Annotated in this window: 14 protein-coding genes; 8 read left to right on the forward strand and 6 right to left on the reverse strand. The window is 72.5% G+C overall.

The window, feature by feature from the left end:
* The first annotated feature begins 211 nt into the window (after window positions 1-211).
* The 3 genes from ACWC2T_RS32745 to ACWC2T_RS32755 all read left to right on the forward strand — a co-directional run bounded on the left by ACWC2T_RS32745 (window position 212) and on the right by ACWC2T_RS32755 (window position 3,246).
* Window positions 212-886, forward strand: a complete 675-nt coding sequence (locus tag ACWC2T_RS32745; RefSeq protein WP_450673960.1) for a hypothetical protein — start codon at window positions 212-214, stop codon at window positions 884-886.
* A gap of 137 nt (window positions 887-1,023) precedes the next feature.
* Window positions 1,024-2,199, forward strand: a complete 1,176-nt coding sequence (locus ACWC2T_RS32750) for a 4-hydroxybenzoate 3-monooxygenase (RefSeq protein ID WP_450673961.1) — start codon at window positions 1,024-1,026, stop codon at window positions 2,197-2,199.
* A gap of 186 nt (window positions 2,200-2,385) precedes the next feature.
* A complete protein-coding gene (locus tag ACWC2T_RS32755) occupies window positions 2,386-3,246 on the forward strand; it encodes a Bax inhibitor-1/YccA family protein (protein WP_450673962.1) in 861 nt (286 codons plus the stop codon).
* Between the two features lie 57 nt (window positions 3,247-3,303).
* On the opposite strand, the gene ACWC2T_RS32760 is transcribed toward ACWC2T_RS32755, so the two are convergent.
* Window positions 3,304-3,534 (reverse strand): DUF4287 domain-containing protein, encoded by a 231-nt coding sequence (locus ACWC2T_RS32760; protein ID WP_020940491.1) that lies wholly within the window; start codon window positions 3,532-3,534, stop codon window positions 3,304-3,306.
* Between the two features lie 129 nt (window positions 3,535-3,663).
* Here ACWC2T_RS32760 and ACWC2T_RS32765 point away from each other — a divergent pair, with 129 nt between their 5' ends.
* The gene (locus ACWC2T_RS32765) at window positions 3,664-3,945 is read left to right on the forward strand and encodes a hypothetical protein (protein ID WP_450673995.1); all 282 of its coding nucleotides are present in this window, start codon (window positions 3,664-3,666) and stop codon (window positions 3,943-3,945) included.
* 15 nt (window positions 3,946-3,960) lie between these two features.
* Here the strand turns inward: ACWC2T_RS32765 and ACWC2T_RS32770 are convergent, their stop codons facing one another.
* The 3 genes from ACWC2T_RS32770 to ACWC2T_RS32780 form a co-directional block, all read right to left on the reverse strand.
* A complete protein-coding gene (locus ACWC2T_RS32770) occupies window positions 3,961-4,743 on the reverse strand; it encodes a hypothetical protein (protein WP_450673963.1) in 783 nt (260 codons plus the stop codon).
* A gap of 283 nt (window positions 4,744-5,026) precedes the next feature.
* Window positions 5,027-6,244 (reverse strand): acetyl-CoA C-acetyltransferase, encoded by a 1,218-nt coding sequence (locus ACWC2T_RS32775; protein WP_450673964.1) that lies wholly within the window; start codon window positions 6,242-6,244, stop codon window positions 5,027-5,029.
* 177 nt (window positions 6,245-6,421) lie between these two features.
* A complete protein-coding gene (locus tag ACWC2T_RS32780) occupies window positions 6,422-7,444 on the reverse strand; it encodes an SGNH/GDSL hydrolase family protein (RefSeq protein WP_450673965.1) in 1,023 nt (340 codons plus the stop codon).
* Between the two features lie 159 nt (window positions 7,445-7,603).
* Here ACWC2T_RS32780 and ACWC2T_RS32785 point away from each other — a divergent pair, with 159 nt between their 5' ends.
* The gene (locus ACWC2T_RS32785) at window positions 7,604-8,995 is read left to right on the forward strand and encodes a cystathionine beta-synthase (protein WP_450673966.1); all 1,392 of its coding nucleotides are present in this window, start codon (window positions 7,604-7,606) and stop codon (window positions 8,993-8,995) included.
* 437 nt (window positions 8,996-9,432) lie between these two features.
* On the opposite strand, the gene ACWC2T_RS32790 is transcribed toward ACWC2T_RS32785, so the two are convergent.
* Window positions 9,433-9,876, reverse strand: a complete 444-nt coding sequence (locus tag ACWC2T_RS32790; RefSeq protein ID WP_450673967.1) for a hypothetical protein — start codon at window positions 9,874-9,876, stop codon at window positions 9,433-9,435.
* Window positions 9,877-10,047: 171 nt separating this feature from the next.
* Between ACWC2T_RS32790 and ACWC2T_RS32795 the strand changes: the two genes are divergently transcribed.
* From ACWC2T_RS32795 to ACWC2T_RS32805, 3 genes are all read left to right on the forward strand, one after another.
* A complete protein-coding gene (locus ACWC2T_RS32795) occupies window positions 10,048-11,562 on the forward strand; it encodes an aromatic amino acid ammonia-lyase (RefSeq protein WP_450673968.1) in 1,515 nt (504 codons plus the stop codon).
* Window positions 11,559-12,428 (forward strand): MurR/RpiR family transcriptional regulator, encoded by an 870-nt coding sequence (locus ACWC2T_RS32800; protein WP_450673969.1) that lies wholly within the window; start codon window positions 11,559-11,561, stop codon window positions 12,426-12,428. The genes ACWC2T_RS32795 and ACWC2T_RS32800 overlap by 4 nt, the downstream gene beginning before the upstream one ends.
* Window positions 12,429-12,536: 108 nt before the next feature.
* Window positions 12,537-13,121, forward strand: coding sequence for a hypothetical protein (locus ACWC2T_RS32805; RefSeq protein ID WP_450673970.1), 585 nt, complete (start codon window positions 12,537-12,539; stop codon window positions 13,119-13,121).
* Window positions 13,122-13,155: 34 nt separating this feature from the next.
* On the opposite strand, the gene ACWC2T_RS32810 is transcribed toward ACWC2T_RS32805, so the two are convergent.
* Window positions 13,156-14,523, reverse strand: a complete 1,368-nt coding sequence (locus ACWC2T_RS32810) for a diaminopimelate decarboxylase (protein WP_450673971.1) — start codon at window positions 14,521-14,523, stop codon at window positions 13,156-13,158.
* Window positions 14,524-14,604 lie beyond the last annotated feature (81 nt).

A 14,604-nucleotide genomic window follows, 5' to 3' on the forward strand; every position in this document is an offset into this window, starting at 1 on the left:
CGGTCCTGCGGTGCCGGTCCGGCCACGAGTCCGGCTCCGCCCGCCAGTCCGGCTCTGCCCGCCAGTCCGCCTCCGGGGCCGCCGTCCTCGCCGACCCCGTCGGAGAGCGTTCCCGCATCGCCGACCCAGAGCCCCACGCCCGCGCCGTCCGGCGGCTCACCCGCCCCGGCGTCGTCCTGACCCGCATCGTCATGTATCCACAGGAGATCTCATGAGCAGCCATCGCAAGGCACGCTCCGGCACCCGTCCCTTCGCCCGCCGCGCCCTGAGCGTGGGACTGTTCGCGGCCGGAGTCGCCGGTGCGGCCGCCGCCGTACCGGCCCAGGCGGCCACCGGCGCGTCGCACACGGCCTTCGCCTCCGACCACGTCTTCAGCCACACCGACCGGGCCCATCACACCGAGGCCCGGGACTCCTTCACCATCCGCCAGTTCGGCACCGTCAACGCCGCAGGTGTGCGCAACCAGGCCAACGCCGTCTCCGCCGGCTGCTCGGCCGACGACCACTGCCGGTCGGTCGCGCTGTCCTTCCAGATCGTCACGATCGCGGGCGAACACACGCACCTGAACGCCGTGAACCTCAGCGACGCGGCGAACAAGGAGTGCACCGGCTGCCAGACCCTCGCCGGCGCCTACCAGTTCGTCGTCTCCACGCCGGCGCCGCTCACCCTCGACGCCGGCGCCCAGCAGCGGCTCGCCGACATCCACCGCCGGCTGGACGCGCTGACCCGCTCCACGCTGCCCGCCGCCGAGCTGAAGACGCGGGTCGACGGCCTGGCCGGCGAGGTGAGCGCGGTCCTGCGGGACGCGGTCGCCCACGCCCCGAAGGCGGATGCGCAGCCCACCGTCACCCTGCACCGGCACCTGGACGGCTGGCCGGGCCACTGACCGCGCGGGCGCGGCGTGGCCGACCACGCCGCGCCCCACCATTGACATCGGATTCTCCCCGGCGCAGACTCGGCGCGATCAGTGAAGAAAGTTTCACTGCGCGAACACCTCGTGAGTCGACCCGAAGGGACGAACCGATGCGCACCACCGTCGGGATCATCGGAGCCGGACCGGCCGGACTGCTGCTCGCGCGCCTGCTGCACCGCGCCGGCATCGACTCGGTCGTCCTGGAGAGCCGCGACCGCGCCTACGTCGAACATCGGCAGCGCGCCGGAATCCTGGAGCAGGGCACGGTCGACGTGCTGCGTGCGGCCGGCGCCGGGGAGCGGATGGACGCCGAGGGTCTGCGGCACGACGGCATCGAGCTGCGCTTCGACCGGCGCCGCCACCGCGTCGACTTCCCCGGTCTGACCGGCGGCCGGTCGGTGATGGTGTACGCCCAGACCGAGGTCTGCAAGGATCTGATCGCCCTTCAGCTGAAGGAGGGCGGACCTCTGCTGTTCGAGGCGGAGGCGCTCGCGGTGGACGGCGCGGAGGGCGACCGGCCACGCATCCGGTTCCGGCACCACGACCGCGAGGACGTCCTGGAGTGCGAGTACGCCGTCGGCTGCGACGGCTTCTGGGGCGTGTCCCGCAAGGCCTTCCCCGCCGCCCTGTCCCGCGTGTTCGAGCGGACGTACCCCTACGCCTGGCTCGGCATCCTCGCCGACGTCGCGCCCTCCCACGACGAACTCGTCTACGCCCGCCACGAACGCGGCTTCGCCCTCCTGTCCATGCGCTCCCCGTCCGTCTCCCGCCTCTACCTCCAGGTCCCCGCCGGCACCGACGCCGAGCAGTGGACCGACGACGAGATCTGGTCGGAGCTGGAACACCGCTTCGAGACCGAGGACGGCTGGCGGCTGGAACGCGGGCCCATCACCCAGAAGTCGGTCACTCCGATGCGCTCCTTCGTCCACGAGCCGATGCGCCACGGCCGGCTCTTCCTCGCCGGTGACGCCGCCCACATCGTGCCGCCCACCGGAGCCAAGGGGCTGAACCTCGCCGTCGGGGACGTCGTCACCCTCGCCCGTGCCCTCGCCCACGAGAAGGAGACCGGCTCGGCGGAGCTCCTCGACGCCTACTCCGCGACCTGCCTGCGCCGCGTCTGGCAGGCCGAGCGGTTCTCCTACGACATGACGACGATGCTCCATCCGGCCCCGGACGCCACGCCCTTCGACGCCCGCCTGCAGCAGGCCCGGCTGGCCCGGATCGCCTCCTCCCGCGCGGCCCGGACCGACCTGGCCGAGGCGTACACCGGGTTCCCGCTGGGTTAGCGGCACGTCTCGGTGTGGTAGCAGGTTCGTCATGGAAGGCGATCACCCATGGCCGGGAATCACCGGTACGCGTAGCGTGTTGGGCAGCACGGCAGGGGAAAGATCCTCCTCAAGTATCATGTCGATCCTTTGCCAATCCATTACGCTTTGAGCCAAGGCTGCGCACGGCAGCCATGGAGGAGTGAAATGAGGAGCAGTAACCCGGTCTTCTCGCGACGGGGGTTCAGCCGCGACAACGGCTACGCCGGCTTCAACACCGCACCGCAGGCCGGGTACGCACAGGGCAACCCGTACGCGCAGAACCCCTACGCCCAGAACCCGTACGCGCAGGCGGACCTCCAGTACGGCGCCCCGCCGCAGGCCCCCGCCACCACCGACCGGATGACGATGGACGACGTCGTCGTCCGCTCGGCCATCACGCTCGGCACCGTCGCCGTCGGCGCCGTCCTCGCCTGGGCGTTGCTGCCGGTCACGGCGACCAGCTTCGGCCTCGCCTTCGGTGCCGGGCTGGTCGCGTTCGTCCTGGCGATGGTCCAGAGCTTCAAGCGCACCCCGTCGCCCGCGCTGATCCTCGGGTACGCCGCCTTCGAGGGTGTCTTCCTCGGCGTCGTCAGCGAGATGTACAACAGCCGCTGGCAGGGCGCGCCTTTCCAGGCGGTGCTCGGCACCATGGCGGTCGCCGGTGCGACCCTGCTGGTCTACAAGGCCGGCTGGATCCGTGTCACCGCCCGCTACGCCCGTGTCGGCATCGCCATCGCCATGGCCTTCATGGTGGTCATGGCGGTCAACCTGCTGCTGGTCGTCCTCGGTGTCGCCCAGAACGGCGGTCTGCGCAGCTTCGGTCCGCTGGGCGCGCTCGTCGGCATCGTCGCGATCCTGCTCGGTGCGTTCTTCCTGACCCTCGACTTCAAGGAGATCGAGGACGGCATCGCCTACGGCGCCCCGCGCCACGAGTCCTGGCACGCCGCGTTCGGTCTCACCGTGCATCTGGTGTGGATCTACCTGGAGATGCTGCGGCTGGTGGCGATCTTCACCAACAACGACTAGCGCCCGCGCCGGTCATGCGAAGGGCCCCGGGTTCCGACCTGGGGCCCTTCGCCGTCTTCAGAGCAGCTTGCGTGCTGCCCTCCTCAGGTCGTACTCGTGGACGATCGCCTTCGCGTGGCCGTACGCGAGGTCGTACTCGTGCCGGAGCCAGCTGACCTTCTCCTCGAAGCGGAACAGGGCGGGGCCTTCTTCAACGGTGCGCAGCCAGTCGGAAACCTCGCGACCGGTGCAGTGGGGGATGCGGGCGAGCAGATTGCGGTGGGTCTCCTCCGAGAAGAGCTGGGACATCGGCGCCTCCGAACGCAAAGGGGATGTAAGCCGGTCCTTCACGTCACCGTGCCTGAGCGTTCGCGTATTGGCAACAGTGCGGCACGTTACGCTCGGCGCGTGGTTGATACGACGCCCTTGACCAGAGCAGTGGATCACTTCGCCGACCGGTTGCGGGCTGCTCCGCAGAGCCGGCTCCAACGGGGCGCCGCCGCGGAGGCACTGGCGCTGGCCAGGGAGTTGGCCCGGCGGGCCCAGGCGGTCGAGGAGCCGGGGAGCGAGCCCAGGGAGATGCCGGATGCGGGGATGTTCGCCGCGGCTGACCAAATCCTCGTGGCCGCACATGACTTGGCGGTGGTGCTGCGCAGTGACGACGAGGTCGCCGAAGCGGTGCGGGTGGTCGAGGAAGCGCGCCAGAGGGCGGGGGTCTGAGGCCGGCCGGGGCTCTCAGAGCGAGGCTATGACCCTGTCCGCCAGGATGTACACCATGTCCTCGCCGCAGGCGAAGGTCAGGGTGTAGGCGCCGGAGATGCCGGAGCCGCCCAGGAGGTAGGGGGCCTCGCCCGCCTGCACCGCCGCCGCCAGGCGTTCGGCGGTCTCGCGGTGGCCCGGGGTCATGCACAGGGTGGTGCCGTCGGCGAAGGCGTAGACGTCGAGGGTGCCGAGCGGGCCCGGGCGGACGTCGGCGAGCTCCACGCGTCCGGCGGCCAGCTGCTCCAGCGTGGTCACGGTGCGCTCGTGGTCGTTCACCGCCGGCGACTGCACCGGGACGAAGTCGGGGTGCGAGGGGTGACGGCGGCGGGCCGCGGCCAGTTCCGGGGACTCCCCGGCGAACTCGTCGGTGTCGGCGGTCGGCTCGGACACCGGCTCCAGGCCGGCGAAGTCGTTCTGCCGGGGCAGGAACAGCTCGGTGTCGGGCAGGCCCAGCAGGGTCGGCGCGTCGGAGGCGTCACGGGCCTCCTGCGCGGCCCAGAAGGCGCGCGCCTCCGCCAGCTCCCGCTCCCGCTCCTCGGCGAGCGCCTCGGCCACGGCGGCGCGTATCTGGTCGGCGTCCGCGCCGGTGCGGGCGTTCGGCAGCAGCGCACGCGTGGCGGCCGACTGGTTCTCGGCGAGCTGGGTCTGCAGCTCCGCCAGCTGGCGGCGCAGCTTCAGTACGGTGCGCAGGACGGCGACGCCCACGGCGCCGGTGGCTGCCGTGGTGAGCAGCAGGGCGATCGGCATGGCGCTCACTGACGTACTCCCGGTTCAAAGTCGACCCCCGACTTCCTACATCAGCTTGAAGGGCGGACTAACCAGCTGTCAGTGCGTAACGTCACGAAACGGACAGGACTTTGGGTTCGGGGGTACGGTGCACGCCGCGCTGACCTGCGCTGACCTGCATCGATGCGTCCGGGGAGCGAGATAGGTCACATCCTGGGGGAAATTGGATCACGAAAAGGCCCAGAACCTTGGAGTTTCCTCGGTTCCGGGCCCTTTCCTGACGTGATGTGCCGGTGCCGCTACGGACGGTGGGTCAGCTGAGGCGCTCGATGACCATCGCCATGCCCTGGCCGCCGCCGACGCACATCGTCTCCAGGCCGAACTGCTTGTCGTGCCACTGCAGGGAGTTGATGAGCGTGCCGGTGATCCGGGCGCCGGTCATGCCGAAGGGGTGCCCGACGGCGATGGCGCCGCCGTTGACGTTCAGCCTGTCGATGTCGATGCCGAGCTCCTGGTAGGAGGGGATCACCTGGGCGGCGAACGCCTCGTTGATCTCGACCAGGTCGATGTCGCCGATGGTGAGACCGGCGCGCTGCAGCGCCTGCTTGCTCGCCTCGACCGGGCCGAGGCCCATGATCTCGGGGGAGAGGCCGGAGACGCCGGTGGACACGATCCGGGCGAGCGGGGTGAGGCCCAGCTCGCGGGCCTTGGTGTCGCTCATGATGACGACGGCGGCGGCGCCGTCGTTGAGCGGGCAGCAGTTGCCGGCGGTGACGAGTCCGTCCGGGCGGAAGACCGGCTTGAGGCCCGAGACGCCCTCCAGGGTGACGCCGGGGCGCGGGCCGTCGTCCTTGCTGACGACCGTGCCGTCCGGGAGCGTCACCGGGGTGATCTCGCGCTCCCAGAAGCCGTTCTTGATGGCCTGCTCGGCCAGGTTCTGCGAGCGGACGCCGAACTCGTCCATCTCCTGTCGGGTGATGCCCTTGGCGCGGGCCAGGTTCTCGGCGGTCTGGCCCATCGCGATGTACGGGTCGGGCAGCAGGCCGTCCTCGCGCGGGTCGTGCCAGGTCGTGCCCTCCTGCTGGGCGACCGCCTCGGTGCGGGCCTGCGCCTCGGCGAACAGCGGGTTGTAGGTGCCCGGCATGTCGGAGCTGCCGTGGGCGTAGCGGGAGACCGTCTCGACACCGGCCGAGATGAAGACATCGCCCTCGCCGGCCTTGATGGCGTGCAGGGCCATGCGGGAGGTCTGCAGGGAGGACGAGCAGTACCGGGTGATGGTGCAGCCGGGCAGGTGGTCCATGCCCATCTGTACGGCGACGATCCGGCCGGGGTTGTGGCCCTGCTCGCCGCCGGGGAGGCCGCAGCCGAGCATCAGGTCGTCGATGTCCTTCGGGTCCAGCTCGGGGATCTTGGCGAGGGCCGCCTGGATGATCGTGGCGGTCAGGTCGTCGGGGCGCAGGTCCTTCAGGGAGCCCTTGACGGCGCGGCCGATGGGGGAGCGGGCGGTCGAGACGATGACGGCTTCGGGCATCACGGCTCCATCTGAACGGGGGTTGCTTTTCGGGCAGGGCCGGTTGGGAAGTTACCGCTCCGTATGGTCCAGGTCACCGGTATTGGTGTGTGACACTGACCGCAATTTACTAAGCGCTTGCTTTGGCCTCTGGCGGCTTGGCCGACGACGTGCGGGTGAGCCGAGCCCCCAGGTGGGTCACAACGAGGGGCGGGCCGGCTCGGCCTCCGGCACCCGGCGCCGTCGCCTCCGCTTGAGCAGCGCCCACGGCCCCCGCGGCCCCGTCGGCATCGCCGCCGTGACCTCCGTACCGGCCTCGGACGCAGCCTCGGCAGCCGCGCGAGCGACCGGCAGGAACCCCTCGCGCCGCGACACGTCCGGCCGCTCCTCCTCCGGCCACAGTCCCAGCGCCGCGCACACCGTCGGCAGCACCGCCATCGCCGCCGTCGCGTACCCCTCCGCCGAGGGGTGGTAGTTGTCGGGGCCGAAGAGTTCCCGCGGGTTCGCCTCGAACTCCGGGCCCAGCAGATCGCCGAGGGACACGGTGCGGCCCCCCTGCTCCACCACCCCGATCGTCTGCGCCGCCGCCAGCTGCCGCGAGGCCCGCCGGGCCAGCCAGCGCAGCGGTTGCTGCACCGGCTCGATGGTGCCGAGATCGGGGCAGGTGCCGACCACCACCTCCGCACCGGCCGTGCGCAGCCGTCGTACCGCCGCCGACAGGTGCCGTACCGAACGGGTCGGCGGCATCCGGTGGGTGACGTCGTTCGCACCGATCATGATCACGCAGATGTCGGGGACGGGCGCCGCTCCCGACAGCACCGACGCCACCTGGCGGTCCAGGTCGTCGGACCGGGCGCCGGGCAGCGCCACGTTCCGCAGTTCCACCGGGCGTTCCGCCACCGCCGACAGGCCCGACGCCAGCAGCGCGCCCGGGGTCTGGCCCGCCCGGTGCACTCCCTGACCGGCCGCCGTGGAGTCGCCGAGCATGGTCAGGCGGAGGGGCGGTTCCCCGGTTCCGGGGACGTCGTACGCGTGGCCGTACACACCGTCCGCCACCGGGACGCGGCCGCCGCTGTGGTTGCCCACGTGGCGCCGGGCCAGCCGTACCTCCGCGAGCAGCAGACCGACCGCGGCCGCGCCGACCAGCCCGACCCCGCCACCGCCGTACGCCGCTCCGGCCGCGATGCGCCGGGCCACCCTCGCCCTCGACATGCTCGTCATGCGTCGCCGCCACCTCCTCGTAGCCGTACACCCACTCCTTGCCCCGCACCGACCGTGCGTCAATCTCAACGGGGAGTGAACGGCCGCCCCAGCCACACACCTGGCCTTAGGCTGGCGACACCACTAAGACCACATCTTTTGCAGCAACCGGAGACAACGGTGCAATTCCACGACTCGATGATCAGCCTCGTCGGCAACACCCCGCTGGTGCGGCTCAACAGCGTGACCCAGGGCATCCAGGCGACCGTCCTGGCCAAGGTGGAGTACTTCAATCCGGGCGGCTCCGTGAAGGACCGCATCGCCCTGCGCATGATCGAGGCCGCCGAGCAGAGCGGCGAGCTCAAGCCGGGTGGGACGATCGTCGAGCCGACCAGCGGCAACACCGGTGTGGGCCTTGCCATCGTGGCCCAGCAGAAGGGGTACAAGTGCATCTTCGTGTGCCCCGACAAGGTCTCCACCGACAAGATCAACGTGCTGCGGGCGTACGGGGCCGAGGTCGTCGTGTGCCCGACCGCCGTCGCTCCGGAACACCCGGACTCCTACTACAACGTCTCCGACCGGCTCGTCCGCGAGACCCCGGGCGCGTGGAAGCCCGACCAGTACTCCAACCCCAACAACCCGCTCTCGCACTATCACTCGACCGGTCCCGAGCTGTGGGAGCAGACCGAGGGGAAGATCACCCACTTCGTGGCGGGCGTGGGCACCGGCGGGACCATCTCCGGCACCGGCCGCTACCTGAAGGACGTGAGTGACGGTCGCGTCCAGGTCGTCGGCGCCGACCCCGAGGGCTCGGTGTACTCCGGCGGCTCCGGGCGGCCGTACCTGGTCGAGGGCGTGGGCGAGGACTTCTGGCCGACCGCCTACGACCGCACCGTCGCGGACGAGATCGTCGCCGTGTCCGACAAGGACTCCTTCCAGATGACCCGCCGCCTGGCCAAGGAGGAGGGCCTGCTGGTCGGTGGCTCCTGCGGCATGGCCGTCGTCGCCGCGCTGCGGGTCGCCGAGCGGCTGGGGCCGGACGACGTCGTGGTCGTGCTGCTCCCGGACAGCGGGCGCGGCTACCTCAGCAAGATCTTCAACGACGAGTGGATGGCCGACTACGGCTTCCTGGAGGACGAGGGCCCGAGCGCCCGCGTCGGCGACGTCCTCAACGACAAGGCGGGCGGCACCATCCCCTCCCTGGTGCACATGCACCCGGAGGAGACCGTCGGCCAGGCCATCGAGGTGCTGCGCGAGTACGGCGTCTCGCAGATGCCGGTCGTCAAGCCGGGCGCCGGCCACCCGGACGTGATGGCCGCCGAGGTCGTCGGGTCCGTGGTGGAACGGGAGCTGCTGGACGCCCTGTTCAACAAGCGGGCCTCCCTGGAGGACCCGCTGGAGAAGCACATGTCCGCCCCGCTGCCCCAGGTCGGCTCCGGCGAGCCGGTCGGCGACCTGATGTCCGTGCTCGGCTCGGCCGACGCGGCGATCGTCCTGGTCGAGGGCAAGCCCACCGGCGTGGTCAGCCGACAGGACCTGCTGGCGTTCCTGGCCAAGGGTGGAAAGCAGTAGCGAACACCGGGTGAACTGCGGGTTTATCCGCTCGACTTGAGGTGAGGCGGGGTTCGCGGAAGTGGTACGAGCGTGTCACGTGCGCGCAGCACCCGCTTAACACGCGTCCGGCAGATTAGTCGGTGTCGGCAGGGCGGGAGCGGCTCCCCGCCCCGGCCGGCGCCGAACGGCGCCAAGGACCTCCGGAGCGGCTCCCGGACCTCCATGGACGCCACGGACGCGAGATGCCGGCCCTGACCCGGCCCGCGTCCCTCGCGGGGACCGCCGTCGTCCCGCCCCCCGGAAACGGGGGTGCGGCGGTCCCCGCGCAAGTCTTTCCCAGAGGGAAGGACTACGCCACCAGCCGGCCCCGGCACGTCAACCTCCGCCCGATCATGGCCCTGCCGACCCGCCAGGCGTGAACCGGCGGTCCGCCCGGCCGGTCGGCCCGGCCGGGCTCAGTCCTGCCGGCCGGAGCGGTCGCGGCGGCCGGTGAGCAGCTCCGGGTTGAGCCGTACCGCCTGGGCGAAGTTGACGCCGACGATGCCGACCCAGGCGGCCACCGTCCCGGCCGTCCCGGCGACGCCGCCGGCCACGGCGGTCAGCGGGATCGCCAGGACGAGCGAGATGATCGCGAGCCCGAAGCGCTCCGTCCAGGTGTCGGTGTCCTTCGGGCGCCGGGCGCCGCGCGCGGTCGCCATCTGCTGCTCGGCCAGATGCCGCCGTACCCGGCGGTCCACCGCGTCGTCGATCCGCTGCTCGACCTGCTCCAGGAAGGAGTCGACCAGTGCCGTCTCGTACTCCTCGCTCAGCTCCCGGCGGGTCTGGAGGGTGGCGTCGAGTTCCTTGCGCAGGTCCGGATCCTTCTTCAGGCCGCTGTCCTGCGAGTCCAGTGCGCTCATGGGCCCAACCCTAGGGACCGCCCCGGCCTTCCGCACTGGGGACAACCCCCCTCTTGCCGCCCTTGCATCTTGCCCGCCTGCATAACGTCATGCAGAGTTCTCGCTGTGTGAATAATTGGTCGGTGGGTCGGCGTTGATCTGGTGCAACGGATCGAGGGGAGCTGGGGTGTGATGTCGTCACGCATCGCGGACGCACCGTCCGTGCCGTCCGCGCGCTCCGCGACCGTGGTCCTGGACGGGGCCGGACTCGGCGTCGAGGACGTCGTGCGGCTCGCCGACGGTGCCGCGCATCCCGTCCCCGGGGCCGACGCGATGCGGCGCGCGGAGCACGCCTGGAACGCAGCCCGGCAGATCGCCGCCACCGGGCGCGTCTACGGCCGCTCCACCGGCGTCGGCGCCAACCGGAACGAGGACGTGCCCACCGAGGCCGCCGCCGGCCACGGCCTGCGCCTGCTGCGCAGCCACGCCGGCGCCATCGGCGAGGAACTCCCCGCCCGCCAGGTGCGCGCCATGCTCGCCGTCCGCGCCAACCAGCTGCTGGCCGGCGGCGCGGGCCTCAGGCCCGGCGTGGTCACCGCCCTGTGCGAGGCCCTGAAGAGCGGCGCGTACCCGGTGGTCAACGAGTTCGGCTCCGTCGGCACCGGAGACATCGCGGCCCTGGCCCAGGCCGGGCTCGCGCTCGCCGGGGAACACCCCTGGCGCGGCGCCGCCGCCCCCGCCCCCCAGCCCCTCGACAACAACGACGCCCTCGCCCTGATCAGCAGCAACGCCCTCACCCTCGGCCAGTCGGCGCTCGCCCTGCACGAACTGCGCGGGCTGATCGGCGCCACCCAGGTCGTCGCCGCCCTGTCCCTGCTCGCCGTCGACGGCTCCCACGAGGCGTACGCCGCCCCCGTGCACGCCGCCCGCCCGCACCGGGGCAGCACCGAGGTGGCCCGGCGGATGCGGGAGCTGATCGGCGCCGCCGACCGGCCGACCCCGCCGCTCGGCCGGATCCAGGACCCCTACGGCTTCCGCTGCCTGCCCCAGATCCACGGCCCGGCACACGACGCGGCCGAGGCCCTGGAGCAGGTCCTCACCGTGGAGATCAACGCGGCCGCCGAGAACCCCCTCATCGCCCCCGAGGACCTCGCCGCCTACCACCACGGCGGCTTCTACCAGGCCCAACTGGCCCTCGCCCTCGACCACTTCAGGCTCGCGCTGACCCAGGTGGCCCGGCTGTCCACGTCCCGTCTGTCCACGCTCAACGAGCCCGCGTACACCCGGCTGCGGCCCTTCCTCGCCGACCACGAGCCGGCCTCCTCCGGCGTGATGATCCTGGAGTACGCGGCCGGAGCGGCCCTCGGTGACCTGCGGGCCTTCTCCGCGCCCGCGTCCCTCGGCCACGCTGTACTCTCCCGGGGCGTCGAGGAGCAGGCGAGCTTCGCCTCGCTCGCCGCACGGCAGACCCTGCGCGCGTGCGGTGCGTATCGTCTGGTGGTCGGCTGCGAGCTCGTCGCCGCCGTCCGCGCGCTGCGCCAGCGCGACCTGCGGCCCGACGCCGGGCTGCCGGCCGGCCGGGCGTTCGCGCTCGCCGAGTCGGTCCTCGACCCCGACCCGGCCGACCGGCCGCTCACGGACGACGTGACGCAGGCGGCCGCACTGCTCGACCGGTTCACGGACATCTGGAGGGGGAGCGCGTCATGAGCGTCGACAGTACCGGGGGGACGACCGGTGCGTCGGACAGTCCGGCGAACCGCCTGCAGGCCCTCTTCGAGGGACACCGGCTCACGCCGACCCAGCGCCGGATCGCGCACAGCATGGTCCGGCGGGCGGGCGACGTGCCCTTCCTGTCCAGTGTGGAGCTGGCCGAGCTCGCCGGGGTCAGCCAGCCCTCGGTGACGAGGTTCGCCGTCGCGCTCGGCTTCGACGGCTATCCGGCGCTGCGCAAGCACCTGCGCGAGGTCGTCCCCGCCGAACCGGCCGCCGAGGCGGGCGCCTTCAACGAGTACCAGCAGGCCGTCGAGGCCGAGATCGAGAACCTCAGGCACCTCGCCGACCTGCTCGCCGACCCCCGCCCGGTGCAGCGGGCCGGCCGCATCCTGGCCGCCTCGCGCCCGCTGCCGGTGCTCGGCCTGCGCGCCGCCGCCTCCCAGGCGTACGGCTTCGCCTACTTCGCTGCCAAGGTCCACCCGGACGTCCGGCTGCTCAACGAGGGCGGCACCATGATCCAGGACCGAATCGACGCGGCCGTCCGCGCCGGCGCGACCGCGCTGCTGTGCTTCGCGCTGCCCCGGCACCCGCGCGAGGTCGTGGACACCCTCGCCTACGCCAAGGACGTCGGCCTGACGACGGTCACGGTCGCCGACTCCGCGTTCGCGCCGGTCGCCAAGTACTCCGACCTGCTGCTGCCCGCCGCCGTCGGTACCGGGCTCGCCTTCGACACCGCCTGCGCGCCGATGCTGCTCGGACGGGTGCTGCTGGAGGCGGTCTGCGACGACCTGCCCCAGGCGCAGGCCCGGCTGGAGGAGTTCGACGCGAAGGCCGCCGCCCGGGGGCTCTTCGTCGAATAGGCCTTCTCGTCGAACAGGCCTTCGCGTTCTCAGATTCGTCTCACGTTCGGCCGCTAGCTTCCCGGTGAGACACAGGCGTTGTGCGGACACGTGACACGGGAGGCTGACGTGGCGCGCGGAGGACAGGGGCTGGCCCGGGTGGCCGTCGTCGTACGGGCGGGGGCCGCACCGCTGTGGTGGCTCGGAGTGGCCGCCGCGGCGATCGGCGCGGTGCCGGCGGGGCTGACGGGACGACGGATCGGGGTGCTCGCCGGGGCCGCGCTGTTCCTCGCCGGCGCGGCGGCCGTGGCACTGGTGCGGCGGGGCCGGTACGGAGCGCTCGCCCGCGGCGCGGCCCGCGCGGGCAAGTACGACGTACTGCAGGACCGTGCGGTGACTGTGCGCAACTGGCGCCGGGGCCACCGCTGGTGGCTGCTGCTGGCCTGCGCCGCCGCGCTCGGCTCCGCCTTCGCGGTGCCCGTGGCCGGCGGACTGCTGCTGGCCGGGCTCGGCACCGGGCTCCGACTGAAGGCCGCCTGGATCGGGCGCCGCGAACGCGCCCAGGAGACGCTGCTGTGGGTGCGCGTCGACTGGCTCGACCGGCGCGGCGGGAGCCCGGCGGGCAAGGCCGTGAAGGGCCTGCGCGGTACGGGCATCGCGGCCGGCGACGCGGCCCCCGGCGGCGCCCGCCGCCGTACCGCGGCCCTCGTCTAGATCTCGTCGGGTCCTAGGCCAACTGGCCTCTGTGTCAGGGGAGTTGAGCCAGAGTGGTGAGGGCGGCCGCGTGCGCCCCGCCGGACTCCGCCACCACCTCGGCGACGGTCTGCGGCTGACGTACGGTCGCGAAGGCGACGCCTCCCGAGCCGTCCGGCGCGAAGCCGTAGATGCCCGGCCGGGCGAGGGAGTTGTAGGCGTAGTGGTGGGCGAAGTAGTACGCGCCGGTGTCCAGCGCGGCCGCGTAGTCGCCCTGCTCCAGCAGGGGCAGTGCGCGCCCCTCCGCCAGCAGGTCGCCCGAGAAGCAGGCCGGCCCGGCCACGTCCTGCACCACCTCCGGCCCCGGCTTCGGCCGCCCCTTGGCGTCGTACGCCGCGATCCGCAGCGGCCAAGCCTCTGGCGCGTACACGGTCCGCGTGGCCACCTGCACGCCGGCGTGGGTCACCGCGATCCGCCGCCCGCCCGCGCTCTTGGCGTACTCCACCCGGGCCACCACCGTCCCTTGCTTGGCCAGCAGTGACCGCCCGAACTCGGTCACCAGCCCGTACCGCCCGTCGAACAGCCCCGGCACCCGCTCGGCCAGCAGCCGGGCGTAGGAAGCGTACGAGGGTGCCGTCGCCTCGGCCGCGAAGTTCACCGGCAGTCCGCCGCCGATGTCGAGCGTGTCGATCTGCCGCCGCCCCGCCCGCTCGTTGACCTCCTCCGCGAGCGCGTACGTCTCCGCCACACCCCGCGCCAGCAGTGCCGGCGGGATGCCCTGCGAGCCGGTGTGCGCGTGCAGCCGGGTCAGCCAGGGCCGGTCCAGGTACGCCCGTACGACCCACTCGCGCGCCCCCTCGTCGCGCAGCGCCACCCCGAACTTGGAGGTCTGTGTCGCCGTCGAGGTCGCCCCGATCGTGCCGCCGCCGACCTGCGGGTTGACCCGGAGGCCGAGCGGGGACCTGGTCGGGGCGGACCGCACCAGGGCGTCCAGGCGGTCCAGCTCCTGCGGGTTGTCGGCGTTCACCGCGATGCCCAGGGTCAGCGCCTCGCGCAGCTCCGCCGCGGTCTTGGCGGGCGAGTCCAGCACGGTCCGGGCCGCCGGCACCCCGGCCGCCCGGGCCAGCGCCAGCTCGCCGGGGCTCGCCACCTCCGCGCCGATCCCGGCCGCGTGCAGCAGCCGGAGTACGGGCACGAGCGGGGTCGCCTTCACCGCGAAGGCGTGCAGCACCGGCGTCCCCGGCGGCACCACCGCGTCGAACGCCGCCCGCAGGGCCGCCGCGGACTGCCGGATCCCGGTCACGTCCAGCAGCCCGGCCACGGCCGCGTCCGGTCCCAGCAGTCCCTGCTCCACGGCGGCCCGCACCGCCTCGTCCCGCCGCGCGGAGCGCTCCCGGGCTTCCGTTTCGACGTCCTGCTCCACGGCCTCTCCCCTCATGTCCCCTCGTGTCCGTCTCGCGTACATCCAGCCAAACACCGACGGCGCGCGGACGGGGTCGCCCCG

Source organism: Streptomyces sp. NPDC001393 (genome assembly GCF_053597455.1).

Coding starts and splice junctions, on each gene's coding strand:
- ACWC2T_RS32760 (WP_020940491.1), bottom strand. CDS start 3,534: ATGTCCCAGCTCTTCTCGGAGGAGACCCACCGCAATCTGCTCGCCCGC.
- ACWC2T_RS32745 (WP_450673960.1), top strand. CDS start 212: ATGAGCAGCCATCGCAAGGCACGCTCCGGCACCCGTCCCTTCGCCCGC.
- ACWC2T_RS32755 (WP_450673962.1), top strand. CDS start 2,386: ATGAGGAGCAGTAACCCGGTCTTCTCGCGACGGGGGTTCAGCCGCGAC.
- ACWC2T_RS32775 (WP_450673964.1), bottom strand. CDS start 6,244: ATGCCCGAAGCCGTCATCGTCTCGACCGCCCGCTCCCCCATCGGCCGC.
- ACWC2T_RS32780 (WP_450673965.1), bottom strand. CDS start 7,444: ATGACGAGCATGTCGAGGGCGAGGGTGGCCCGGCGCATCGCGGCCGGA.
- ACWC2T_RS32790 (WP_450673967.1), bottom strand. CDS start 9,876: ATGAGCGCACTGGACTCGCAGGACAGCGGCCTGAAGAAGGATCCGGAC.
- ACWC2T_RS32795 (WP_450673968.1), top strand. CDS start 10,048: ATGTCGTCACGCATCGCGGACGCACCGTCCGTGCCGTCCGCGCGCTCC.
- ACWC2T_RS32750 (WP_450673961.1), top strand. CDS start 1,024: ATGCGCACCACCGTCGGGATCATCGGAGCCGGACCGGCCGGACTGCTG.
- ACWC2T_RS32800 (WP_450673969.1), top strand. CDS start 11,559: ATGAGCGTCGACAGTACCGGGGGGACGACCGGTGCGTCGGACAGTCCG.